The sequence below is a fragment of the Shigella sonnei genome, assembly GCF_002950395.1.
GTDB lineage: Bacteria > Pseudomonadota > Gammaproteobacteria > Enterobacterales > Enterobacteriaceae > ECMA0423.
Window position 1 is genome coordinate 2,933,448 of the sequence record NZ_CP026802.1, and the last position, 23,452, is coordinate 2,956,899.

Consider the following 23,452-nt stretch of genomic DNA (forward strand, 5'->3'; position numbering starts at 1 on the left):
CCTAAACCCCAACCACTTTACGCAAAATATCGATATACACCGGCATCAACGGGTGGCGAATTAACACCACCAGCGCCACCACGCCGATGGCAGAAATCAACGGCGTCAGCCACAACAAACGACCGCGGGACAAATAATGACTCAAACGGTCAGTCGCTTTACCACTGCGCCATAACCGCCAGCACAGCCAGCCACCAACCCACAAAAATACCGCCGTCGCCAGCAGCAACCATTTAAACTCACCGCTCTGCATCCCGGCAGGAATATCGATCGCCGCGCCCGCCAGAATCCCTGGCAGGAAGTAAAACGGCGGCCACAGCAGGCAGCCGATAATATTCGGCGTGATAAATTTTGCCACTGGCAGATCCAGCATTCCCGCCACCATTGGCACCAGCGGACGCGTCGGGCCAACAAAACGACCGACCAGAATGGTGAACATGCTGTGTTGATGCAACGCATGTTCAGTTTTATCAAGTAGTGCTTTGTTTTTCTTCAGAAATGACCAGCGATGCAACGGCTTTTTAAAACGCCAGCCCAGCCAGAAGGAGATCCAGTCGCCCAGCAGGCAACCGACAATCCCCGCCATCCACGCGTGCCAGAAACTTAACTCGCCGCTGCCAATCAGCGCTCCCAGCCCCGCCATCAGCACCGTACCGGGTAGAATCAAACCGACCAGCGCCAGCGACTCCAGAAAGGCCACCAACACCACCGCCATCAATGAATACACGGTGGATTGGGTAATAAAGTGTTCCAGCAATGCTTGCATAATGTGCCTGTCAAATGGACGAAGCAGGGATTCTGCAAACCCTATGCTACTCCGTCAAGCCGTCAATTGTCTGATTCGTTACCAATTATGACAACTTGACGGCTACATCATTCACTTTTTCTTCACAACCGGCACGGAACTCGCTCGGGCTGGCCCCGGTGCATTTTTTAAATACCCGCGAGAAATAGAGTTGATCGTCAAAACCAACATTGCGACCGACGGTGGCGATAGGCATCCGGGTAGTGCTCAAAAGCAGCTTCGCCTGACTAATGCGTTGGTCCTCGCGCCAGCTTAAGACGCTAATCCCTAACTGCTGGCGGAAAAGATGTGACAGACGCGACGGCGACAAGCAAACATGCTGTGCGACGCTGGCGATATCAAAATTGCTGTCTGCCAGGTGATCGCTGATGTACTGACAAGCCTCGCGTACACGATTATCCATCGGTGGATGGAGCGACTCGTTAATCGCTTCCATGCGCCGCAGTAACAATTGCTCAAGCAGATTTATCGCCAGCAGCTCCGAATAGCGCCCTTCCCCTTGCCCGGCGTTAATGATTTGCCCAAACAGGTCGCTGAAATGCGGCTGGTGCGCTTCATCTGGGCGAAAGAAACCCGTATTGGCAAATATTGGCGGCCAGTTAAGCCATTCATGCCAGTAGGCGCGCGGACGAAAGTAAACCCACTGGTGATACCATTCGCGAGCCTCCGGATGACGACCGTAGTGATGAATCTCTCCTGGCGGGAACAGCAAAATATCACCCGGTCGGCAGACAAATTCTCGCCCCTGATTTTTCACCACCCCCTGACCGCGAATGGTGAGATTGAGAATATAACCTTTCATTCCCAGCGGTCGGTCGATAAAAAAATCGAGATAACCGTTGGCCTCAATCGGCGTTAAACCCGCCACCAGATGGGCGTTAAACGAGTATCCCGGCAGCAGGGGATCATTTTGCGCTTCAGCCATACTTTTCATACTCCCGCCATTCAGAGAAGAAACCAATTGTCCATATTGCATCAGACATTGCCGTCACTGCGTCTTTTACTGGCTCTTCTCGCTAACCCAACCGGTAACCCCGCTTATTAAAAGCATTCTGTAACAAAGCGGGACCAAAGCCATGACAAAAACGCGTAACAAAAGTGTCTATAATCACGGCAGAAAAGTCCACATTGATTATTTGCACGGCGTCACACTTTGCTATGCCATAGCATTTTTATCCATAAGATTAGCGGATCCTACCTGACGCTTTTTTTCGCAACTCTCTACTGTTTCTCCATACCCGTTTTTTTGGATGGAGTGAAACGATGGCGATTGCAATTGGCCTCGATTTTGGCAGTGATTCTGTGCGAGCTTTGGCGGTGGAATGCGCTACCGGTGAAGAGATCGCCACCAGCGTAGAGTGGTATCCCCGTTGGCAGAAAGGGCAATTTTGTGATGCCCCGAATAACCAGTTCCGCCATCATCCGCGTGACTACATTGAGTCAATGGAAGCGGCGCTGAAAATCGTGCTTGCAGAGCTTAGCGCCGAACAGCGCGCAGCTGTGGTCGGGATTGGCGTTGACACAACCGGCTCGACGCCCGCACCGATTGACGCCGACGGTAACGTGCTGGCGCTGCGCCCAGAGTTTGCCGAAAACCCAAACGCGATGTTCGTATTGTGGAAAGACCACACTGCGGTTGAAGAAGCGGAAGAGATTACCCGTTTGTGCCACGCGCCGGGCAACGTTGACTACTCCCGCTATATTGGCGGTATTTATTCCAGCGAATGGTTCTGGGCAAAAATCCTGCATGTGACTCGCCAGGACAGCGCCGTGGCGCAATCTGCCGCATCGTGGATTGAGCTGTGCGACTGGGTGCCAGCTCTGCTTTCCGGTACCACCCGCCCGCAGGATATTCGTCGCGGACGTTGCAGCGCCGGGCATAAATCTCTGTGGCACGAAAGCTGGGGCGGCTTGCCGCCAGCCAGTTTCTTTGATGAGCTGGACCCGATCCTCAATCGCCATTTGCCTTCCCCGCTGTTCACTGACACCTGGACTGCCGATATTCCGGTGGGCACCTTATGCCCGGAATGGGCGCAGCGTCTCGGCCTGCCTGAAAGCGTGGTGATTTCCGGCGGCGCGTTTGACTGCCATATGGGCGCAGTTGGCGCAGGCGCACAGCCTAACGCACTGGTAAAAGTTATCGGTACTTCCACCTGCGACATTCTGATTGCCGACAAACAGAGCGTTGGCGAGCGGGCAGTTAAAGGTATTTGCGGTCAGGTTGATGGCAGCGTGGTGCCTGGATTTATCGGTCTGGAAGCAGGCCAATCGGCGTTTGGTGATATCTACGCCTGGTTTGGTCGCGTACTCGGCTGGCCGCTGGAACAGCTTGCCGCCCAGCATCCGGAACTGAAAGCGCAAATCAACGCCAGCCAGAAACAACTGCTTCCGGCGCTGACCGAAGCATGGGCCAAAAATCCGTCTCTGGATCACCTGCCGGTGGTGCTCGACTGGTTTAACGGTCGTCGCACGCCAAACGCTAACCAACGTCTGAAAGGGGTGATTACCGATCTTAACCTCGCTACCAACGCTCCGCTGCTGTTCGGCGGTTTGATTGCTGCCACCGCCTTTGGCGCACGCGCAATCATGGAGTGCTTTACCGATCAGGGGATCGCCGTCAATAACGTGATGGCGCTGGGCGGCATCGCGCGGAAAAACCAGGTCATTATGCAGGCCTGCTGCGACGTGCTGAATCGCCCGCTGCAAATTGTTGCCTCTGACCAGTGCTGTGCGCTCGGTGCGGCGATTTTTGCTGCCGTCGCCGCGAAAGTGCACGCAGACATCCCATCAGCCCAGCAAAAAATGGCCAGTGCGGTAGAGAAAACCCTGCAACCGCGCAGCGAACAGGCACAACGCTTTGAACAGCTTTATCGCCGCTATCAGCAATGGGCGATGAGCGCCGAACAACACTATCTTCCAACTTCCGCCCCGGCACAGGCTGCCCAGGCCGTTGCGACTCTATAAGGACACGATAATGACGATTTTTGATAATTATGAAGTGTGGTTTGTCATTGGCAGCCAGCATCTGTATGGCCCGGAAACCCTGCGTCAGGTCACCCAACATGCCGAGCACGTTGTTAATGCGCTGAATACGGAAGCGAAACTGCCCTGCAAACTGGTGTTGAAACCGCTGGGCACCACGCCGGATGAAATCACCGCTATTTGCCGCGACGCGAATTACGACGATCGTTGCGCTGGTCTGGTGGTGTGGCTGCACACCTTCTCCCCGGCCAAAATGTGGATCAACGGCCTGACCATGCTCAACAAACCGTTGCTGCAATTCCACACCCAGTTTAACGCGGCGCTGCCGTGGGACAGTATCGATATGGACTTTATGAACCTGAACCAGACTGCACATGGCGGTCGCGAGTTCGGCTTCATTGGCGCGCGTATGCGTCAGCAACATGCCGTGGTTACCGGTCACTGGCAGGATAAACAAGCCCATGAGCGTATCGGCTCCTGGATGCGCCAGGCGGTCTCTAAACAGGATACCCGTCATCTGAAAGTCTGCCGTTTTGGCGATAACATGCGTGAAGTAGCGGTCACCGATGGTGATAAAGTTGCCGCACAGATCAAGTTCGGTTTCTCCGTCAATACCTGGGCGGTTGGCGATCTGGTGCAGGTGGTGAACTCCATCAGCGACGGCGATGTTAACGCGCTGGTCGATGAGTACGAAAGCTGCTACACCATGACGCCTGCCACACAAATCCACGGCGAAAAACGACAGAACGTGCTGGAAGCGGCGCGTATTGAGCTGGGGATGAAGCGTTTCCTGGAACAAGGTGGCTTCCACGCGTTCACCACCACCTTTGAAGATTTGCACGGTCTGAAACAGCTTCCAGGTCTGGCCGTACAGCGTCTGATGCAGCAGGGTTACGGCTTTGCGGGCGAAGGCGACTGGAAAACCGCCGCCCTGCTTCGCATCATGAAGGTGATGTCAACCGGTCTGCAGGGCGGCACCTCCTTTATGGAGGACTACACCTATCACTTCGAGAAAGGTAATGACCTGGTGCTCGGCTCCCATATGCTGGAAGTCTGCCCGTCGATTGCCGTAGAAGAGAAACCGATCCTCGACGTTCAGCATCTCGGTATTGGTGGTAAGGACGATCCTGCCCGACTGATCTTCAATACCCAAACCGGTCCAGCGATTGTCGCCAGCCTGATTGATCTCGGCGATCGTTACCGTCTGCTGGTTAACTGTATCGACACGGTGAAAACACCGCACTCCCTGCCGAAACTGCCGGTGGCGAATGCGCTGTGGAAAGCGCAACCGGATCTGCCAACTGCTTCCGAAGCGTGGATCCTCGCTGGTGGCGCGCACCATACCGTCTTCAGCCATGCGCTGAACCTCAACGATATGCGCCAGTTCGCCGAGATGCACGACATTGAAATCACGGTGATTGATAACGACACCCGCCTGCCAGCGTTTAAAGACGCACTGCGCTGGAACGAAGTGTATTACGGATTTCGTCGCTAAGTAGCCACATCAGGTATGTAACGCCTGATGCGACGCTGACGCGTCTTATCTGGCCTACACGCTGCGATTTTGTAGGCCGGATAAGCAAAGCGCATCCGGCATTGTTTTCCCCCTCGCCCCTTTGGGGAGAGGGCCGGGGTGAGGGGAAACGACCTCTCAGGAGTCAACATGTTAGAAGATCTCAAACGCCAGGTATTAGAAGCCAACCTGGCGCTGCCAAAACACAACCTGGTCACGCTCACATGGGGCAACGTCAGCGCCGTTGATCGCGAGCGCGGCGTCTTTGTGATCAAACCTTCCGGCGTCGATTACAGCGTCATGACCGCTGACGATATGGTCGTGGTTAGCATCGAAACCGGTGAAGTGGTTGAAGGTACGAAAAAGCCCTCCTCCGACACGCCAACTCACCGGCTGCTCTATCAGGCATTCCCCTCCATTGGCGGCATTGTGCATACGCACTCGCGCCACGCCACCATCTGGGCGCAGTCGGGTCAGTCGATTCCAGCAACCGGCACCACCCACGCCGACTATTTCTACGGCACCATTCCCTGCACCCGCAAAATGACCGACGCAGAAATCAACGGCGAATATGAGTGGGAAACCGGTAACGTCATCGTAGAAACCTTTGAAAAACAGGGTATCGATGCAGCGCAAATGCCCGGCGTTCTGGTCCATTCCCACGGCCCGTTTGCATGGGGCAAAAATGCCGAAGATGCGGTGCATAACGCCATCGTGCTGGAAGAGGTCGCTTATATGGGGATATTCTGCCGTCAGTTAGCGCCGCAGTTACCGGATATGCAGCAAACGCTGCTGGATAAACACTATCTGCGTAAGCATGGCGCGAAGGCATATTACGGGCAGTAATGACTGTATAAAACCACAGCCAATCAAACGAAACCAGGCTATACTCAAGCCTGGTTTTTTGATGGATTTTCAGCGTGGCGCAGGCAGGTTTTATCTTAACCCGACACTGGCGGGACACCCCGCAAGGGACAGAAGTCTCCTTCTGGCTGGCGACGGACAACGGGCCGTTGCAGGTTACGCTTGCACCGCAAGAGTCCGTGGCGTTTATTCCCGCCGATCAGGTTCCCCGCGCTCAGCATATTTTGCAGGGTAAACAAGGCTTTCGCCTGACACCGCTGGCGTTAAAGGATTTTCACCGCCAGCCGGTGTATGGCCTTTACTGTCGCGCCCATCGCCAATTGATGAATTACGAAAAGCGCCTGCGTGAAGGTGGCGTTACCGTCTACGAGGCCGATGTGCGCCCGCCAGAACGCTATCTGATGGAGCGGTTTATCACCTCACCGGTGTGGGTCGAGGGTGATATGCACAATGGCACTATCGTTAATGCCCGTCTGAAACCGCATCCCGACTATCGTCCGCCGCTCAAGTGGGTTTCTATAGATATTGAAACCACCCGCCACGGTGAGCTGTACTGCATCGGCCTGGAAGGCTGCGGGCAGCGCATCGTTTATATGCTGGGGCCGGAGAATGGCGACGCCTCCTCGCTTGATTTCGAACTGGAATACGTCGCCAGCCGCCCGCAGTTGCTGGAAAAACTCAACGCCTGGTTTGCCAACTACGATCCTGATGTGATCATCGGTTGGAACGTGGTGCAGTTCGATCTGCGAATGCTGCAAAAACATGCCGAGCGTTACCGTCTTCCGCTGCGTCTTGGGCGCGATAATAGCGAGCTGGAGTGGCGCGAGCACGGCTTTAAAAACGGCGTCTTTTTTGCCCAGGCTAAAGGTCGGCTAATTATCGACGGTATCGAGGCGCTGAAATCCGCGTTCTGGAATTTCTCTTCATTCTCGCTGGAAACTGTCGCTCAGGAGCTATTAGGCGAAGGAAAATCTATCGATAACCCGTGGGATCGAATGGACGAAATTGACCGCCGTTTCGCCGAAGATAAACCTGCGCTGGCAACTTATAACCTGAAAGATTGCGAGCTGGTGACGCAGATCTTCCACAAAACTGAAATCATGCCATTTTTACTCGAACGAGCAACGGTGAACGGCCTGCCGGTGGATCGGCACGGCGGTTCGGTGGCAGCGTTTGGTCATCTCTATTTTCCGCGAATGCATCGCGCTGGTTATGTCGCGCCTAATCTCGGCGAAGTGCCGCCGCACACCAGCCCTGGCGGCTACGTGATGGATTCACGGCCAGGGCTTTATGATTCAGTGCTGGTGCTGGACTATAAAAGCCTGTACCCGTCGATCATCCGCACCTTTCTGATTGATCCCGTCGGGCTGGTTGAAGGCATGGCGCAGCCTGATCCAGAGCACAGTACCGAAGGTTTTCTCGATGCCTGGTTCTCACGGGAGAAACATTGCCTGCCGGAGATTGTGACTAACATCTGGCACGGGCGCGATGAAGCCAAACGTCAGGGTAATAAACCACTTTCGCAGGCGCTGAAGATCATTATGAATGCCTTTTATGGCGTGCTTGGCACCACCGCCTGCCGCTTTTTCGATCCGCGCCTGGCATCGTCGATCACCATGCGTGGTCATCAGATCATGCGGCAAACCAAAGCATTGATTGAAGCGCAGGGCTACGACGTTATCTACGGAGATACCGACTCGACTTTTGTCTGGCTAAAAGGTGCACATTCGGAAGAAGAGGCGGCGAAAATCGGTCGTGCACTGGTGCAGCACGTTAACGCCTGGTGGGCGGAAACGCTGCAAAAACAACGGCTGACCAGCGCATTAGAACTGGAGTATGAAACTCATTTCTGCCGTTTTCTTATGCCAACCATTCGCGGAGCTGATACCGGCAGTAAAAAGCGCTACGCCGGGCTGATTCAGGAGGGCGATAAACAGCGGATGGTGTTTAAAGGGCTGGAAACCGTGCGCACCGACTGGACGCCGCTGGCCCAGCAGTTTCAGCAGGAGCTATACCTGCGCATCTTCCGCAACGAGCCATATCAGGAATATGTACGCGAAACCATCGACAAACTGATGGCGGGTGAACTGGATGCGCGACTGGTTTACCGTAAACGCCTTCGCCGTCCGCTGAGCGAGTATCAGCGTAATGTGCCGCCTCATGTACGCGCCGCTCGCCTTGCCGATGAAGAAAACCAAAAGCGTGGTCGCCCCTTGCAATATCAGAATCGCGGCACCATTAAGTACGTATGGACCACCAACGGCCCGGAGCCGCTGGACTACCAACGTTCACCACTGGATTACGAACACTATCTGACCCGCCAGCTACAACCCGTGGCGGAGGGAATACTCCCTTTTATTGAGGATAATTTTGCTACACTTATGACCGGGCAACTTGGGCTATTTTGAGCAAAAAAAGAGTTCGCCAGATACCATTTTGATGCGTGACGAATGCTTTGCCATCCAGTACCATAGCGCCCTTTCCATTCCTGGACCTGAATAACACCACTACCCCATAAGCACGGTAGCGGGTGGTTATTGCCTGCAATTAAAGATATAGAGCCGAACACATATGCCTTTTACACTTGGTCAACGCTGGATCAGCGATACAGAAAGCGAATTGGGACTTGGAACCGTTGTCGCGGTGGATGCGCGAACTGTCACTTTACTTTTCCCATCTACTGGTGAAAACCGTCTGTACGCACGCAGTGATTCCCCCGTGACCCGCGTGATGTTCAACCCTGGTGATACTATTACCAGCCATGACGGCTGGCAGATGCAAGTCGAAGAAGTAAAAGAAGAAAATGGCTTGCTGACCTATATCGGTACTCGCCTGGATACTGAAGAGTCCGGCGTAGCCCTGCGTGAAGTTTTCCTTGATAGCAAACTGGTGTTCAGCAAACCGCAGGACCGTCTGTTTGCCGGGCAGATTGACCGTATGGACCGCTTTGCGCTGCGTTATCGCGCGCGTAAGTATTCCAGCGAACAGTTCCGTATGCCGTACAGCGGCCTGCGCGGTCAGCGTACCAGCCTGATCCCGCATCAGCTCAACATCGCTCATGATGTTGGTCGCCGCCACGCGCCGCGCGTCCTGCTGGCTGACGAAGTGGGTTTAGGGAAAACCATTGAAGCCGGGATGATCCTGCATCAGCAACTGCTCTCTGGCGCTGCTGAACGTGTGCTAATTATCGTCCCGGAAACCTTACAGCATCAGTGGCTGGTAGAAATGCTGCGCCGTTTCAACCTGCGCTTTGCGCTATTTGATGATGAGCGTTATGCCGAAGCTCAGCACGATGCTTACAACCCGTTCGACACCGAACAGCTGGTGATTTGCTCGCTGGATTTTGCCCGTCGTAGCAAACAGCGCCTGGAACATCTCTGTGAAGCCGAATGGGACCTGCTGGTGGTCGATGAAGCGCATCACCTGGTGTGGAGCGAAGATGCGCCAAGCCGTGAATATCAGGCCATTGAACAACTGGCAGAGCACGTGCCGGGCGTTCTGCTGCTGACCGCGACCCCGGAACAGCTGGGGATGGAAAGCCACTTCGCCCGTCTGCGTCTGCTGGACCCGAACCGTTTCCACGATTTTGCGCAGTTCGTTGAAGAGCAGAAAAATTATCGTCCGGTTGCGGACGCCGTTGCCATGCTGCTGGCAGGTAACAAACTGAGCAATGACGAACTGAACATGCTCGGCGAGATGATCGGCGAGCAGGATATCGAGCCGCTGTTGCAGGCAGCAAACAGCGACAGCGAAGATGCCCAGAGCGCCCGTCAGGAGCTGGTTTCGATGCTGATGGATCGCCACGGCACCAGCCGCGTGCTGTTCCGTAACACGCGTAACGGTGTGAAAGGATTCCCGAAACGCGAGCTGCACACCATTAAGCTGCCGCTGCCGACGCAGTATCAGACGGCTATTAAAGTCTCCGGCATTATGGGCGCACGTAAAAGTGCGGAAGATCGTGCTCGCGATATGCTCTACCCGGAGCGTATTTATCAGGAATTTGAAGGTGATAACGCCACCTGGTGGAACTTCGATCCGCGCGTTGAGTGGCTGATGGGCTACCTGACCAGCCATCGCTCTCAGAAAGTGCTGGTGATCTGCGCCAAAGCTGCCACTGCGCTGCAACTGGAGCAGGTACTGCGCGAACGTGAAGGTATTCGCGCTGCGGTGTTCCACGAAGGTATGTCGATTATCGAACGTGACCGCGCTGCCGCCTGGTTTGCCGAAGAAGACACCGGCGCACAGGTACTGCTGTGCTCAGAAATCGGTTCTGAAGGACGTAACTTCCAGTTCGCCAGCCACATGGTGATGTTTGACCTGCCATTCAACCCGGATCTACTGGAGCAGCGTATTGGTCGTCTGGATCGTATCGGCCAGGCGCACGATATTCAGATCCATGTGCCTTATCTGGAGAAAACCGCTCAGTCGGTGCTGGTGCGCTGGTATCACGAAGGTCTGGATGCATTTGAGCACACCTGCCCGACCGGACGCACTATTTACGATAGCGTATACAACGATCTGATTAACTATCTGGCTTCACCGGTTCAAACCGAAGGCTTTGACGATCTGATCAAAAACTGCCGCGAGCAACATGAAGCGCTGAAAGCACAGCTGGAACAGGGTCGTGACCGCCTGCTGGAAATCCACTCCAACGGTGGCGAAAAAGCCCAGGCACTGGCAGAAAGCATTGAAGAGCAGGATGACGATACCAACCTGATCGCCTTCGCCATGAACCTGTTCGATATTATCGGTATCAATCAGGACGATCGCGGCGACAACATGATCGTGCTGACGCCGTCCGATCATATGCTGGTGCCGGACTTCCCTGGCCTGTCGGAAGATGGCATCACCATCACCTTTGATCGTGAAGTGGCGCTGGCGCGTGAAGATGCACAGTTTATTACCTGGGAGCATCCGCTGATCCGCAACGGTCTGGATCTGATCCTTTCTGGCGATACTGGTAGCAGCACGATTTCACTATTGAAAAACAAAGCGTTGCCGGTAGGTACGCTGTTGGTGGAACTGATTTATGTCGTTGAAGCCCAGGCTCCGAAGCAGTTGCAGCTCAACCGCTTCCTGCCACCGACGCCGGTACGTATGCTGCTGGATAAAAACGGCAACAACCTGGCGGCGCAGGTAGAGTTTGAAACCTTTAACCGTCAGCTTAACGCGGTTAACCGTCACACCGGCAGCAAACTGGTTAACGCCGTGCAGCAGGATGTTCACGCTATCCTTCAGCTGGGTGAAGCGCAGATCGAGAAATCTGCCCGTGCATTGATTGATGCCGCACGTAACGAAGCCGACGAAAAACTGTCTGCCGAGCTGTCTCGTCTGGAAGCGCTGCGCGCAGTGAACCCGAACATTCGTGACGACGAACTGACCGCCATTGAGAGCAACCGTCAGCAGGTAATGGAAAGCCTGGATCAGGCAGGCTGGCGTCTGGATGCCCTGCGTTTGATCGTTGTAACGCATCAGTAACGGAGCCGAAAATGGGGATGGAAAACTACAATCCACCGCAGGAACCCTGGTTGGTTATCCTGTATCAGGATGACCACATTATGGTGGTTAACAAGCCGAGCGGTTTGTTGTCTGTGCCGGGGCGTCTGGAAGAGCACAAAGACAGCGTGATGACGCGCATTCAGCGTGATTATCCGCAGGCAGAATCGGTGCATCGTCTGGATATGGCTACCAGCGGCGTGATTGTAGTGGCGCTGACCAAAGCCGCGGAGCGGGAGTTAAAACGCCAGTTCCGCGAGCGCGAGCCGAAAAAGCAGTATGTAGCCCGCGTCTGGGGGCATCCATCCCCTGCGGAAGGTCTGGTGGATCTGCCGCTGATTTGCGACTGGCCAAACCGCCCGAAACAGAAAGTCTGTTACGAAACGGGTAAACCTGCGCAGACGGAATATGAAGTGGTGGAGTATGCGGCGGATAACACGGCAAGAGTGGTGTTAAAACCGATTACCGGGCGTTCGCATCAGCTGCGTGTGCATATGCTGGCGCTGGGTCATCCGATTCTCGGCGATCGTTTTTATGCATCACCAGAAGCGAGAGCGATGGCACCGCGTTTGTTGCTACATGCAGAGATGTTGACGATTACCCATCCGGCGTATGGCAATAGTATGACGTTTAAAGCGCCAGCGGATTTTTAATCGTCACGCTGGCGCAGTTCGGTAGGCGGATAAGGCGTTCACGCCGCATCCGGCAATTGTGCGCCGATTGCCTGATGCGACGCGGGCCGCGTCTTATCAGGCCTACAGTTTAAAACTTATTTAAACCCTTTCTGCTGCTTTATCAGCTCATATGCCTGCTGAATTTCCTGCGCTTTCTGCTTCGCCATCTCCATCATCTCAGGCGGCAAACCTTTCGCCACCAGCTTATCGGGATGGTGTTCACTCATCAGCTTACGGTAGGCACGTTTGATGGTGGTCGCATCATCCGTCGGCTTCACGCCCAGCACATTACAGGCATCTTCCAGCGTCGGGCCACGCTGCGCTTGCTGCCAGTTACCACCGCCAGATTGCTGCTGATAACCGCCGCCAAACTGTGCACCGCCCTGCATCATGCGCAAAAACTGGTCAAACTGGGCGCGGGAGATCCCTAATTCTTCAGCAATGACATACAGCACCGCCCGTTCATTCGGGTGCAGTGAACCATCAGCAAACGCCGCCTGAATCTGGATCTCCAGAAACATACGAATTAAGTCAAAACGACCAAAGCAGACACTGCGAAACTGGCGCATCTTTTCGCGCAGCGGGTAATTATCTGATTTTCCCACCCGGAACGCGTTTTGCGCCGCAGTACGGGAAGCGCCATGAAGGTTCATTCGGTCCATCAACTGGCTGGCGATATGAATATCAGCCTCCGTGACGCGACCTTTGGATTTGGTTAAATGCCCCATCACTTCAAAAGTGGTGGCAAAAAACAGCGCCTGACGCTCACGCTGGTTGGCGAACCACGCCATTTTACGGCTACGGGCTTTATCAAACATATGGCCAATTAACAGGCCTAACACTACGCCCCAAAAGCCGCCGCCCATCAGTAAGGCCACGGCCACGCCAATGATTTTTCCCCAATACTGCATATATTCCCCAAATCGACACACGGATATCAGGGCTATCTCCCACAATATAAAGGTGCTTTTACCGTTTTCCGGCTGCGGTCAATTGTGGGACATCGCCTATAATTTGCATTATCATACCTGTCATTCAATGCCGTGCCTAACACCACTGACGCTATTCGGACAGGATTAACACTAGCGTAGAGATGACGAGTACGTTAGTCTCTGACCGTTTGTCACGCGCAACGTTACCGATGATGGAACAATAAAATCAACGTATGAAAAAACGTATCCCCACTCTCCTGGCCACCATGATTGCCACCGCCCTTTATAGTCAACAGGGACTGGCAGCCGACCTCGCCTCACAGTGCATGTTGGGCGTGCCAAGCTATGACCGTCCTCTGGTACAGGGCGATACCAATGACTTACCCGTGACTATCAATGCTGACCACGCGAAAGGGGACTACCCGGATGACGCCGTGTTTACTGGCAGCGTGGATATCATGCAGGGTAACAGCCGTCTGCAGGCCGACGAAGTGCAGCTCCATCAAAAAGAGGCACCAGGACAACCGGAGCCGGTACGTACCGTTGATGCGCTCGGTAATGTCCATTACGACGATAACCAGGTGATCCTCAAAGGGCCGAAAGGCTGGGCGAATCTGAACACCAAAGATACCAACGTCTGGGAAGGTGATTACCAGATGGTGGGTCGCCAGGGTCGCGGTAAAGCGGACCTGATGAAACAACGTGGCGAAAACCGCTATACCATTCTGGATAACGGTAGCTTTACCTCCTGTCTGCCGGGTTCTGACACCTGGAGCGTGGTAGGTAGCGAAATTATTCATGACCGCGAAGAACAAGTTGCGGAGATCTGGAACGCCCGCTTTAAGGTGGGTCCGGTACCGATCTTTTATAGCCCCTATTTGCAGTTGCCGGTGGGTGACAAACGTCGCTCTGGTTTCTTGATCCCGAACGCCAAGTACACCACCACCAACTACTTTGAGTTCTACCTGCCATATTACTGGAACATCGCGCCAAATATGGATGCCACCATCACGCCGCATTATATGCATCGTCGTGGCAACATCATGTGGGAGAACGAATTCCGCTACCTCTCCCAGGCGGGCGCTGGCTTGATGGAACTGGACTATCTGCCTTCAGATAAAGTCTATGAAGATGAACACCCGAACGATGACAGTTCACGTCGTTGGTTGTTCTACTGGCAACACTCCGGGGTCATGGATCAAGTGTGGCGTTTCAACGTCGACTACACCAAGGTCAGCGATCCTAGCTACTTCAATGATTTCGATAACAAGTACGGTTCCAGTACTGACGGCTACGCAACGCAAAAATTCAGCGTTGGCTATGCGGTGCAAAACTTCAATGCCACCGTTTCAACCAAGCAGTTCCAGGTCTTTAGCGAGCAGAACACCAGTAGCTACTCGGCAGAGCCGCAGTTAGACGTTAACTACTACCAGAATGATGTTGGTCCGTTTGATACGCGTATTTACGGCCAGGCAGTGCACTTTGTTAACACCAGAGACGACATGCCTGAAGCAACCCGTGTTCACCTGGAACCGACCATCAATTTGCCGCTCTCTAATAACTGGGGCAGCATCAATACCGAAGCGAAGTTGCTGGCAACCCATTATCAGCAAACCAATCTTGACTGGTATAACTCCAGAAACACGACCAAGCTGGACGAATCCGTTAACCGCGTTATGCCGCAATTCAAAGTTGACGGCAAAATGGTCTTTGAACGCGATATGGAAATGCTGGCTCCGGGTTATACCCAAACGCTGGAACCGCGCGCGCAGTATTTGTACGTGCCGTATCGCGATCAGAGCGACATCTATAACTACGACTCGTCTCTACTGCAATCTGACTACTCTGGCCTGTTCCGGGACCGGACTTACGGCGGTCTTGACCGTATTGCCTCCGCTAACCAGGTGACGACCGGTGTCACATCTCGCATATATGATGATGCTGCCGTTGAACGTTTTAATATTTCCGTTGGTCAAATCTACTATTTCACGGAGTCTCGCACTGGCGATGACAACATAACATGGGAGAATGACGACAAAACGGGCTCACTGGTGTGGGCAGGCGATACTTACTGGCGTATCTCCGAGCGTTGGGGATTGCGTGGCGGGATTCAGTACGATACACGTCTGGATAACGTAGCGACCAGTAACTCCAGCATTGAATACCGTCGGGATGAAGACCGTCTGGTACAGCTGAATTACCGTTACGCCAGCCCGGAATATATTCAGGCTACGCTGCCTAAGTACTATTCCACTGCTGAGCAATATAAGAATGGTATTTCGCAGGTAGGTGCTGTCGCCAGCTGGCCAATTGCCGATCGTTGGTCCATTGTTGGGGCCTACTACTACGACACCAATGCGAACAAGCAAGCCGACTCTATGTTAGGTGTGCAATACAGCTCCTGCTGCTATGCAATTCGCGTCGGTTACGAGCGGAAGCTGAACGGTTGGGATAACGATAAACAACATGCGGTATATGACAACGCAATCGGCTTTAACATCGAACTTCGCGGCCTGAGCTCCAACTACGGTCTGGGTACGCAAGAGATGCTGCGTTCGAACATTCTGCCGTATCAAAACACTTTGTGATTTGTTGATTTACCACGTAATCCGCAGTGCGGTTAATTGAAATGGAAAAAGTATGAAGAACTGGAAAACGCTGCTTCTCGGTATCGCCATGATCGCGAATACCAGTTTCGCTGCCCCCCAGGTAGTCGATAAAGTCGCAGCCGTCGTCAATAACGGCGTCGTGCTGGAAAGCGACGTTGATGGATTAATGCAGTCGGTAAAACTGAACGCTGCGCAGGCAAGGCAGCAGCTTCCTGATGACGCGACGCTGCGCCACCAAATCATGGAACGTTTGATCATGGATCAAATCATCCTGCAGATGGGGCAGAAAATGGGAGTGAAAATCTCCGATGAGCAGCTGGATCAGGCGATTGCTAACATCGCGAAACAGAACAACATGACGCTGGATCAGATGCGCAGCCGTCTGGCTTACGATGGTCTGAACTACAACACCTATCGTAACCAGATCCGCAAAGAGATGATTATCTCTGAAGTGCGTAACAACGAGGTGCGTCGTCGCATCACCATCCTGCCGCAGGAAGTCGAATCCCTGGCGCAGCAGGTGGGTAACCAAAACGACGCCAGCACTGAGCTGAACCTGAGCCACATCCTGATCCCGCTGCCGGAAAACCCGACTTCTGATCAGGTGAACGAAGCGGAAAGCCAGGCGCGCGCCATTGTCGATCAGGCGCGTAACGGCGCTGATTTCGGTAAGCTGGCGATTGCTCATTCTGCCGACCAGCAGGCGCTGAACGGCGGCCAGATGGGCTGGGGCCGTATTCAGGAGTTGCCGGGTATCTTCGCCCAGGCATTAAGCACCGCGAAGAAAGGCGACATTGTTGGCCCGATTCGTTCCGGCGTTGGCTTCCATATTCTGAAAGTTAACGACCTGCGCGGCGAAAGCAAAAATATCTCGGTGACCGAAGTTCATGCTCGCCATATTCTGCTGAAACCGTCGCCGATCATGACTGACGAACAGGCCCGTGTGAAACTGGAACAGATTGCTGCCGATATCAAGAGTGGTAAAACGACTTTTGCTGCCGCAGCGAAAGAGTTCTCTCAGGATCCAGGCTCTGCTAACCAGGGCGGTGATCTCGGCTGGGCTACACCAGATATTTTCGATCCGGCCTTCCGTGACGCCCTGACCCGCCTGAACAAAGGTCAAATGAGTGCACCGGTTCACTCTTCATTCGGCTGGCATTTAATCGAACTGCTGGATACCCGTAATGTCGATAAAACCGACGCTGCGCAGAAGGATCGTGCATACCGCATGCTGATGAACCGTAAGTTCTCGGAAGAAGCAGCAAGCTGGATGCAGGAACAACGCGCCAGCGCCTACGTTAAAATCCTGAGCAACTAATGGTTAAAACCCAACGTGTTGTGATCACTCCCGGCGAGCCCGCCGGGATTGGCCCGGACTTAGTTGTCCAGCTTGCACAGCGTGAGTGGCCGGTCGAACTGGTTGTTTGTGCCGATGCCACTCTCCTTACCGACCGGGCAGCGATGCTCGGTTTGCCGCTCACCCTCCGCCCTTATTCCCCCAACTCCCCTGCACAACCGCAAACTGCGGGCACATTAACGCTACTTCCTGTCGCGCTACGCGAATCTGTCACTGCGGGGCAGTTAGCGATTGAAAATGGGCATTACGTGGTGGAGACGCTGGCGCGAGCGTGTGATGGCTGTCTGAACGGTGAATTTGCTGCGCTGATCACAGGCCCCGTGCATAAAGGCGTCATTAACGACGCAGGTATTCCGTTTACTGGTCATACCGAGTTTTTCGAAGAGCGCTCGCAGGCGAAAAAAGTGGTGATGATGCTGGCGACCGAAGAACTTCGCGTGGCGCTGGCAACGACGCATTTACCGCTGCGCGATATCGCAGATGCTATCACCCCTGCACTTTTGCACGAAGTGATTGCTATTTTGCATCACGATTTGCGTACAAAATTTGGTATTGCCGAACCGCGCATTCTGGTCTGCGGGCTGAATCCGCACGCGGGCGAAGGCGGTCATATGGGTACGGAAGAGATAGACACCATTATTCCGGTGCTCAACGAGCTGCGGGCGCAGGGGATGAAACTCAACGGGCCGCTGCCTGCCGATACCCTGTTTCAGCCGAAATATCTCGATAACGCCGACGCCGTGCTGGCGATGTACCACGATCAGGGTCTTCCCGTGCTAAAATACCAGGGCTTCGGGCGCGGTGTGAACATTACGCTGGGCCTGCCCTTTATTCGCACATCAGTGGACCACGGCACCGCGCTTGAACTGGCGGGACGTGGCGAAGCCGATGTCGGCAGTTTTATTACGGCGCTTAATCTCGCCATCAAAATGATTGTTAACACCCAATGAATAATCGAGTCCACCAGGGCCACTTAGCCCGTAAACGCTTCGGGCAAAACTTTCTCAACGATCAGTTCGTGATCGACAGCATTGTTTCTGCCATTAACCCGCAAAAGGGCCAGGCAATGGTCGAAATCGGCCCCGGTCTGGCGGCATTGACCGAGCCGGTCGGCGAACGTCTGGACCAGCTGACGGTCATCGAACTTGACCGCGATCTGGCGGCACGTCTGCAAACGCATCCATTCTTAGGCCCGAAACTGACGATTTATCAGCAGGATGCGATGACCTTTAACTTTGGCGAACTGGCCGAGAAAATGGGTCAGCCGCTGCGTGTTTTCGGCAACCTGCCTTATAACATCTCCACGCCGTTGATGTTCCATCTGTTTAGCTATACTGATGCCATTGCCGACATGCACTTTATGTTGCAAAAAGAGGTGGTGAATCGTCTGGTTGCAGGACCGAACAGCAAAGCGTATGGTCGATTAAGCGTCATGGCGCAATACTATTGCAACGTGATCCCAGTGCTGGAAGTACCGCCGTCAGCCTTTACACCACCACCCAAAGTGGATTCCGCCGTCGTGCGCCTGGTTCCTCATGCAACGATGCCTCACCCGGTTAAAGATGTTCGCGTGTTGAGCCGCATCACCACTGAAGCCTTTAACCAGCGTCGTAAAACCATTCGTAACAGCCTCGGCAACCTGTTTAGCGTCGAGGTGTTAACGGGAATGGGGATCGACCCGGCGATGCGAGCGGAAAATATCTCTGTCGCGCAATATTGCCAGATGGCGAACTATCTGGCGGAGAACGCGCCTTTGCAGGAGAGTTAACGATGATCAATTCGCCCCGAGTGTGTATTCAGGTTCAAAGCGTCTACATTGAGGCACAATCTTCACCTGATAATGAACGTTACGTTTTTGCTTATACCGTAACCATACGCAATCTGGGGCGAGCGCCAGTGCAGTTGTTGGGGCGTTACTGGCTGATCACCAATGGCAATGGCCGTGAAACCGAAGTCCAGGGCGAAGGAGTGGTTGGCGTCCAGCCACTTATCGCGCCTGGCGAAGAGTACCAGTACACCAGCGGTGCAATCATTGAAACCCCGCTGGGCACCATGCAGGGTCACTACGAAATGATCGATGAAAATGGCGTCCCTTTCAGCATCGACATTCCCGTATTCCGACTCGCCGTTCCCACACTCATTCATTAAAAGAATATGGCGACATACCTTATTGGCGACGTTCATGGTTGTTACGATGAACTGATCGCATTGCTGCATAAAGTAGAATTTACCCCTGGGAAAGATACCCTCTGGCTGACGGGCGATCTGGTCGCGCGCGGGCCGGGTTCGCTGGATGTTCTGCGCTATGTGAAATCCTTAGGCGACAGCGTACGTCTGGTGCTGGGCAATCACGATCTGCATCTGCTGGCGGTATTTGCCGGGATCAGCCGCAATAAACCGAAAGATCGCCTGACACCGCTGCTGGAAGCGCCGGATGCCGACGAGCTGCTTAACTGGCTGCGTCGCCAGCCTTTGCTGCAAATCGACGAAGAGAAAAAGTTGGTGATGGCCCACGCAGGGATCACGCCGCAGTGGGATCTACAGACCGCCAAAGAGTGCGCGCGCGATGTAGAAGCGGTGCTATCGAGTGACTCCTATCCCTTCTTTCTCGACGCTATGTACGGCGATATGCCAAATAACTGGTCACCGGAATTGCGGGGGCTGGGAAGACTGCGTTTTATCACCAACGCTTTTACCCGTATGCGTTTTTGCTTCCCGAACGGTCAACTGGATATGTACAGCAAAGAATCGCCGGAAGAGGCCCCTGCCCCACTGAAACCGTGGTTTGCGATTCCTGGCCCTGTCGCTGAAGAATACAGCATCGCCTTTGGTCACTGGGCATCGCTGGAGGGCAAAGGTACGCCGGAAGGTATATACGCGCTGGATACCGGCTGCTGCTGGGGTGGTACATTAACCTGCCTGCGCTGGGAAGATAAACAGTATTTTGTCCAGCCGTCGAACCGGCATAAGGATTTGGGCGAAGCGGCGGCGTCTTAAACACAGCCTGATATAGGAAGGCCGGATAAGACGCGACCGGCGTCGCATCCGGCACTAGCCGTAAATTCTATACAAAATTACCGCCGCTCCAGAATCTCAAAGCAATAGCTGTGAGAGTTCTGCGCATCAGCATCGTGGAATTCGCTGAATACCGATTCCCAGTCATCCGGCTCGTAATCCGGGAAATGGGTGTCGCCTTCCACTTCTGCGTCGATATGCGTCAGATACAGTTTCTGCGCTTTTGGCAGGAACTGCTCATAAACGCGACCGCCGCCAATCACCATGATTTCTGGTACGTCACCACACGCCGCGATGGCTTCATCCACCGACTTCACCCACGTTACGCGATCGTCCGTACCCGGTTGACTGCTGAGGATAATATTTTTGCGTCCTGGCAACGGACGACCGATTGATTCCCAAGTATGGCGGCCCATAATCACGGGTTTATTTAAGGTGTTGCGTTTAAACCAGGCGAGATCGGCAGGCAGGTTCCACGGCATGGCGTTTTCCATGCCGATAACGCGATCTACCGCTAACGCCGCAATCAGACTGATCATTGAGATTTCCCGATAAAAAAAATTGTCGCCACTATACGTAAAGCGTAAACCGTCGTCGACTGGTGCGAGGATGATGTTGAGGAAAATTTTATATTCTGCTGGCGAGTCCACGCTCTCTCCCTGGACTCGCCGCATTACAATGAAACAAAAACAAACAGTTAGCTGTAAAGTGTGATTTACGTCACTCTTTATTAGGATGAGGGTTTCGTTTCCGGTTCATCCGCCATGTTGCCGGTATGTTTACCTTCTTCGGTTCCCTGCCAGCCATGTCGTTGAATTAATGACAGATGTTCGCGGTCCTCGGTAATGATCTCACTTAACATCGCGCTGGTGCGTTTATAGACCGCCGCGCGGGCTTTGGTGTCGTTCTCAACCATTGCCATCTCTTCCACCATCTGAATATTAAAGCGGCGGAACACATCGGCACGTTCTCGCGCTTCATACGGCCCCAGACCTAAACTTTCCAGTGCCAGACGCCCGGTTTTCAGCGCACCTTCGAAGGTTTCACGCTCCGGCTTTTCAACGCCTGCCTGACGCAAACGAATGTAGTGGTCGACATCGCGGGCGCGGGCAATAATCTGCAAATGCGGGAAGTGTTCTTTCACCATCTCTGTCAGTTGCAGGTTGGTTTGCGGATCGTCGATGGCGTTAATCAGCACTTCCGCTTTCGCCGCTCCCGCAGATTCCAGTAAATCCATCCGCGTGGCATCGCCATAAAACACTTTCATACCAAATTTACGCAAGGTTTCGATATGGTCCGGATCGTGATCGAGCACCACCATTTTCACCCCGCTGGAGAGCAGTAAACGTCCGGTGATCTGCCCAAAACGACCGAATCCGGCAATGATTACCCGCGGCTGTTCTTCGTCGATCTCATCAGCTTCACGCGCCTCTTCAGTAGAAGATTGCTCAAGGCGATTGAGGATCACCAGCAGAATCGGCGTTGCCGCCATCGACAGCGCCACCGCCAGGGTCAGCGATTTCGCCCACTCCGGTTCCAGCACATTCGCCATCTGCGCCGTGCCAAATACCACAAAGGCAAACTCACTGCCCTGCCCTAACAACACCGCAAACCAACGACGCTGTTTATTTGGCACTTGCAACGGTCGGGCAATCAGCCACAGCATGGCGATTTTGATGATGAGGAAACCGAGCAGCAAAATGACAATGCGCAATGGGTTTTCAAGCAGCGTGCCAAAGTCTATCGACATGCCAACACCGATGAAAAACAGCCCCAACAGCAAACCTTTAAATGGTTCGATATCGCTCTCCAGCGCATGACGGTATTCCGAGCTTGCCAGCAGTACGCCCGCCAGAAACGCGCCCATCGCCATCGACAAGCCGACCTCTTCCAGCAGCAAACCAAAGCCAAACACGAGGAATAACGCCACGGCACTAAACACTTCCCGCAAGCCAGAGCGGGCTACAAAACGCAGCGCCGGACGCGTGACATAGCGCCCCAGCAATACCACCAGCACCAGCGCACCCGCCACTTTTAACGCCGAGAGAGCAAATGCGCCCATCGTCGTCGAGGCACTGCTCGTTGCCAGTAGCGGAATCATCGCCACCAGCGGGATCGCCGCGATATCCTGGAACAGCAGCACCGCAAAGGCACTGCGACCCATTTGCGTCACCATCAGATTGCGTTCATTCATCGCCTGCATGGCAATCGCCGTAGAGGAGAGCGCCAGCGTCATGCCGATCAATTCCGCGACCTGCCAGTGCAGCCCAAGTAACATGCAGAACAGCCCCAGCAGGCCGCCGCAAATCACCATCTGCAATGCGCCACCGCCGAACACTGCCGCACGCAGCTTCCACAGCCTTTGTGGATCGAGTTCGAGGCCGATAATAAACAGCATCAGCACCACCCCAATCTCGGCAAAGTGCAGAATAGATTCGGCATCGGTCACCAGTCGCAGCCCCCACGGGCCAATAATGCAGCCGGCGATCAGGTAGCCAAGTACCGATCCCAGACCAAGACGTACCGCAATGGGTACAATCAGCGCTGCCGAACCGAGATAAATCAGCGCCTGAATCAGCGTATGGCTATCCATGATGGGCCTCCTGCCATTCCAGCAGACGTTGCTTATAGTGACGCGCCTGCCCTTCGAGGGTTTCGTCGTCACAAATAAAGGTGCAGTGCATGGCAAACGGTGGCAGCCAGTTCAGCCCGCAGTAGATTGCCGTCGCCTGTAGCGGCTGCGACAGCACATCAAAGCCCGGATGCGCACCAATTTCAAAATGGCTTTCCCCGCCGCCGGTCGTCACCGCCCACAGCAAATATTTGCCATGCAGCGCCTTGCCGCCGTGACCGTAAGCCCAGCCGTGCGACAAAACTTTATCGATCCAAAGTTTAAGAAGCGGAGGAATGCTGTACCACTGCATCGGATGCTGCCAGACGATCAGATCGGCGCGAGACAGCGCCTCCTGCTCGGCGGCAATATCGATATTGAAGTCAGGATAGAGTTGATAAAGAGAGCGAATTTCGACGCCTTCCAGCGTCCTTGCCTGTTCAAGCATCCGTTTATTCGCATGGGAATGATGCGGATACGGATGCGCATAAATTATAAGAATCATAGGTAGCCCGCGTGATTACGCCTTTGTTTTCCCACAAAGTGTAGTCATATATTCACGCGGCTTATAGTCAATAATATTGATTCAGAAAA

At 54.0% G+C, this 23,452-nt stretch carries 18 protein-coding genes; 12 read left to right on the plus strand and 6 right to left on the minus strand.

The genetic code is table 11. From position 1 onward, the window contains the following. Nucleotide 1 precedes the first annotated feature (1 nt). Together C1P89_RS15320 and araC are read right to left on the minus strand one after the other, a co-directional pair. Nucleotides 2–766 (minus strand): DedA family protein, encoded by a 765-nt coding sequence (locus tag C1P89_RS15320; protein WP_001148421.1) that lies wholly within the window; start codon nucleotides 764–766, stop codon nucleotides 2–4. An 85-nt stretch (nucleotides 767–851) separates the two neighbouring features. Then, nucleotides 852–1,730 (minus strand): arabinose operon transcriptional regulator AraC, encoded by an 879-nt coding sequence (gene araC / locus C1P89_RS15325; RefSeq protein WP_005139276.1) that lies wholly within the window; start codon nucleotides 1,728–1,730, stop codon nucleotides 852–854. A gap of 338 nt (nucleotides 1,731–2,068) precedes the next feature. Between araC and araB the strand changes: the two genes are divergently transcribed. From araB to rluA, 6 genes are all read left to right on the plus strand, one after another. Then, the gene (gene araB, locus C1P89_RS15330) at nucleotides 2,069–3,769 is read left to right on the plus strand and encodes a ribulokinase (RefSeq protein ID WP_000951878.1); all 1,701 of its coding nucleotides are present in this window, start codon (nucleotides 2,069–2,071) and stop codon (nucleotides 3,767–3,769) included. Between the two features lie 10 nt (nucleotides 3,770–3,779). Further along, the gene (araA, locus tag C1P89_RS15335; RefSeq protein ID WP_000151734.1) at nucleotides 3,780–5,282 is read left to right on the plus strand and encodes an L-arabinose isomerase; all 1,503 of its coding nucleotides are present in this window, start codon (nucleotides 3,780–3,782) and stop codon (nucleotides 5,280–5,282) included. Between the two features lie 168 nt (nucleotides 5,283–5,450). Continuing rightward, nucleotides 5,451–6,146, plus strand: coding sequence for an L-ribulose-5-phosphate 4-epimerase (araD, locus tag C1P89_RS15340; RefSeq protein WP_000888673.1), 696 nt, complete (start codon nucleotides 5,451–5,453; stop codon nucleotides 6,144–6,146). Nucleotides 6,147–6,220: 74 nt separating this feature from the next. Beyond that, complete coding sequence (gene polB / locus C1P89_RS15345; RefSeq protein WP_000035695.1) at nucleotides 6,221–8,572, plus strand: DNA polymerase II; 2,352 nt, start codon at nucleotides 6,221–6,223, stop codon at nucleotides 8,570–8,572. Nucleotides 8,573–8,735: 163 nt separating this feature from the next. Next, entirely contained in the window at nucleotides 8,736–11,642 is a 2,907-nt protein-coding gene (gene rapA, locus C1P89_RS15350; RefSeq protein ID WP_001117025.1) for an RNA polymerase-associated protein RapA, read from the plus strand. 11 nt (nucleotides 11,643–11,653) lie between these two features. After that, the gene (rluA, locus tag C1P89_RS15355; RefSeq protein ID WP_000525176.1) at nucleotides 11,654–12,313 is read left to right on the plus strand and encodes a bifunctional tRNA pseudouridine(32) synthase/23S rRNA pseudouridine(746) synthase RluA; all 660 of its coding nucleotides are present in this window, start codon (nucleotides 11,654–11,656) and stop codon (nucleotides 12,311–12,313) included. A gap of 116 nt (nucleotides 12,314–12,429) precedes the next feature. Here the strand turns inward: rluA and djlA are convergent, their stop codons facing one another. After that, on the minus strand, nucleotides 12,430–13,245 hold the full coding sequence (djlA, locus tag C1P89_RS15360; RefSeq protein ID WP_001200573.1) for a co-chaperone DjlA: 816 nt from the start codon (nucleotides 13,243–13,245) through the stop codon (nucleotides 12,430–12,432). A 254-nt stretch (nucleotides 13,246–13,499) separates the two neighbouring features. Between djlA and lptD the strand changes: the two genes are divergently transcribed. From lptD to apaH, 6 genes are read left to right on the plus strand one after another with little or no spacing between them, the layout of a single operon-like run. Then, nucleotides 13,500–15,854 (plus strand): LPS assembly protein LptD, encoded by a 2,355-nt coding sequence (gene lptD, locus C1P89_RS15365; RefSeq protein WP_000746156.1) that lies wholly within the window; start codon nucleotides 13,500–13,502, stop codon nucleotides 15,852–15,854. A gap of 52 nt (nucleotides 15,855–15,906) precedes the next feature. Further along, the gene (gene surA, locus C1P89_RS15370) at nucleotides 15,907–17,193 is read left to right on the plus strand and encodes a peptidylprolyl isomerase SurA (protein WP_000800457.1); all 1,287 of its coding nucleotides are present in this window, start codon (nucleotides 15,907–15,909) and stop codon (nucleotides 17,191–17,193) included. Beyond that, on the plus strand, nucleotides 17,193–18,182 hold the full coding sequence (gene pdxA / locus C1P89_RS15375; protein ID WP_000241245.1) for a 4-hydroxythreonine-4-phosphate dehydrogenase PdxA: 990 nt from the start codon (nucleotides 17,193–17,195) through the stop codon (nucleotides 18,180–18,182). The genes surA and pdxA overlap by 1 nt, the downstream gene beginning before the upstream one ends. Continuing rightward, nucleotides 18,179–19,000, plus strand: coding sequence for a 16S rRNA (adenine(1518)-N(6)/adenine(1519)-N(6))-dimethyltransferase RsmA (gene rsmA, locus C1P89_RS15380; protein ID WP_001065381.1), 822 nt, complete (start codon nucleotides 18,179–18,181; stop codon nucleotides 18,998–19,000). The genes pdxA and rsmA overlap by 4 nt, the downstream gene beginning before the upstream one ends. 2 nt (nucleotides 19,001–19,002) lie before the next feature. Next, nucleotides 19,003–19,380, plus strand: a complete 378-nt coding sequence (apaG, locus tag C1P89_RS15385; RefSeq protein WP_000610901.1) for a Co2+/Mg2+ efflux protein ApaG — start codon at nucleotides 19,003–19,005, stop codon at nucleotides 19,378–19,380. A 6-nt stretch (nucleotides 19,381–19,386) separates the two neighbouring features. Continuing rightward, complete coding sequence (apaH, locus tag C1P89_RS15390; RefSeq protein ID WP_000257192.1) at nucleotides 19,387–20,229, plus strand: bis(5'-nucleosyl)-tetraphosphatase (symmetrical) ApaH; 843 nt, start codon at nucleotides 19,387–19,389, stop codon at nucleotides 20,227–20,229. Nucleotides 20,230–20,306: 77 nt separating this feature from the next. Here the strand turns inward: apaH and folA are convergent, their stop codons facing one another. The 3 genes from folA to kefF all read right to left on the minus strand — a co-directional run bounded on the left by folA (nucleotide 20,307) and on the right by kefF (nucleotide 23,363). Further along, nucleotides 20,307–20,786, minus strand: coding sequence for a type 3 dihydrofolate reductase (gene folA / locus C1P89_RS15395; RefSeq protein WP_000624375.1), 480 nt, complete (start codon nucleotides 20,784–20,786; stop codon nucleotides 20,307–20,309). 191 nt (nucleotides 20,787–20,977) lie between these two features. Then, nucleotides 20,978–22,840 carry a glutathione-regulated potassium-efflux system protein KefC gene (gene kefC, locus C1P89_RS15400; protein WP_000377103.1) on the minus strand — a complete coding sequence of 621 codons (1,863 nt, stop codon included), beginning with the start codon at nucleotides 22,838–22,840 and terminating at the stop codon, nucleotides 20,978–20,980. Then, nucleotides 22,833–23,363, minus strand: coding sequence for a glutathione-regulated potassium-efflux system oxidoreductase KefF (gene kefF / locus C1P89_RS15405; RefSeq protein ID WP_000600736.1), 531 nt, complete (start codon nucleotides 23,361–23,363; stop codon nucleotides 22,833–22,835). The genes kefC and kefF overlap by 8 nt, the downstream gene beginning before the upstream one ends. Nucleotides 23,364–23,452: the final 89 nt, after the last annotated feature.

Bases quoted from the DNA above. Each gene is read 5' to 3' on its own strand.
- C1P89_RS15320 (WP_001148421.1), bottom strand. From the start codon at position 766: ATGCAAGCATTGCTGGAACACTTTATTACCCAATCCACCGTGTATTCA.
- araC (WP_005139276.1), bottom strand. From the start codon at position 1,730: ATGGCTGAAGCGCAAAATGATCCCCTGCTGCCGGGATACTCGTTTAAC.
- araB (WP_000951878.1), top strand. From the start codon at position 2,069: ATGGCGATTGCAATTGGCCTCGATTTTGGCAGTGATTCTGTGCGAGCT.
- araA (WP_000151734.1), top strand. From the start codon at position 3,780: ATGACGATTTTTGATAATTATGAAGTGTGGTTTGTCATTGGCAGCCAG.
- araD (WP_000888673.1), top strand. From the start codon at position 5,451: ATGTTAGAAGATCTCAAACGCCAGGTATTAGAAGCCAACCTGGCGCTG.
- rapA (WP_001117025.1), top strand. From the start codon at position 8,736: ATGCCTTTTACACTTGGTCAACGCTGGATCAGCGATACAGAAAGCGAA.
- rluA (WP_000525176.1), top strand. From the start codon at position 11,654: ATGGGGATGGAAAACTACAATCCACCGCAGGAACCCTGGTTGGTTATC.
- djlA (WP_001200573.1), bottom strand. From the start codon at position 13,245: ATGCAGTATTGGGGAAAAATCATTGGCGTGGCCGTGGCCTTACTGATG.
- lptD (WP_000746156.1), top strand. From the start codon at position 13,500: ATGAAAAAACGTATCCCCACTCTCCTGGCCACCATGATTGCCACCGCC.
- surA (WP_000800457.1), top strand. From the start codon at position 15,907: ATGAAGAACTGGAAAACGCTGCTTCTCGGTATCGCCATGATCGCGAAT.
- pdxA (WP_000241245.1), top strand. From the start codon at position 17,193: ATGGTTAAAACCCAACGTGTTGTGATCACTCCCGGCGAGCCCGCCGGG.
- rsmA (WP_001065381.1), top strand. From the start codon at position 18,179: ATGAATAATCGAGTCCACCAGGGCCACTTAGCCCGTAAACGCTTCGGG.
- apaG (WP_000610901.1), top strand. From the start codon at position 19,003: ATGATCAATTCGCCCCGAGTGTGTATTCAGGTTCAAAGCGTCTACATT.
- apaH (WP_000257192.1), top strand. From the start codon at position 19,387: ATGGCGACATACCTTATTGGCGACGTTCATGGTTGTTACGATGAACTG.
- folA (WP_000624375.1), bottom strand. From the start codon at position 20,786: ATGATCAGTCTGATTGCGGCGTTAGCGGTAGATCGCGTTATCGGCATG.
- kefC (WP_000377103.1), bottom strand. From the start codon at position 22,840: ATGGATAGCCATACGCTGATTCAGGCGCTGATTTATCTCGGTTCGGCA.
- kefF (WP_000600736.1), bottom strand. From the start codon at position 23,363: ATGATTCTTATAATTTATGCGCATCCGTATCCGCATCATTCCCATGCG.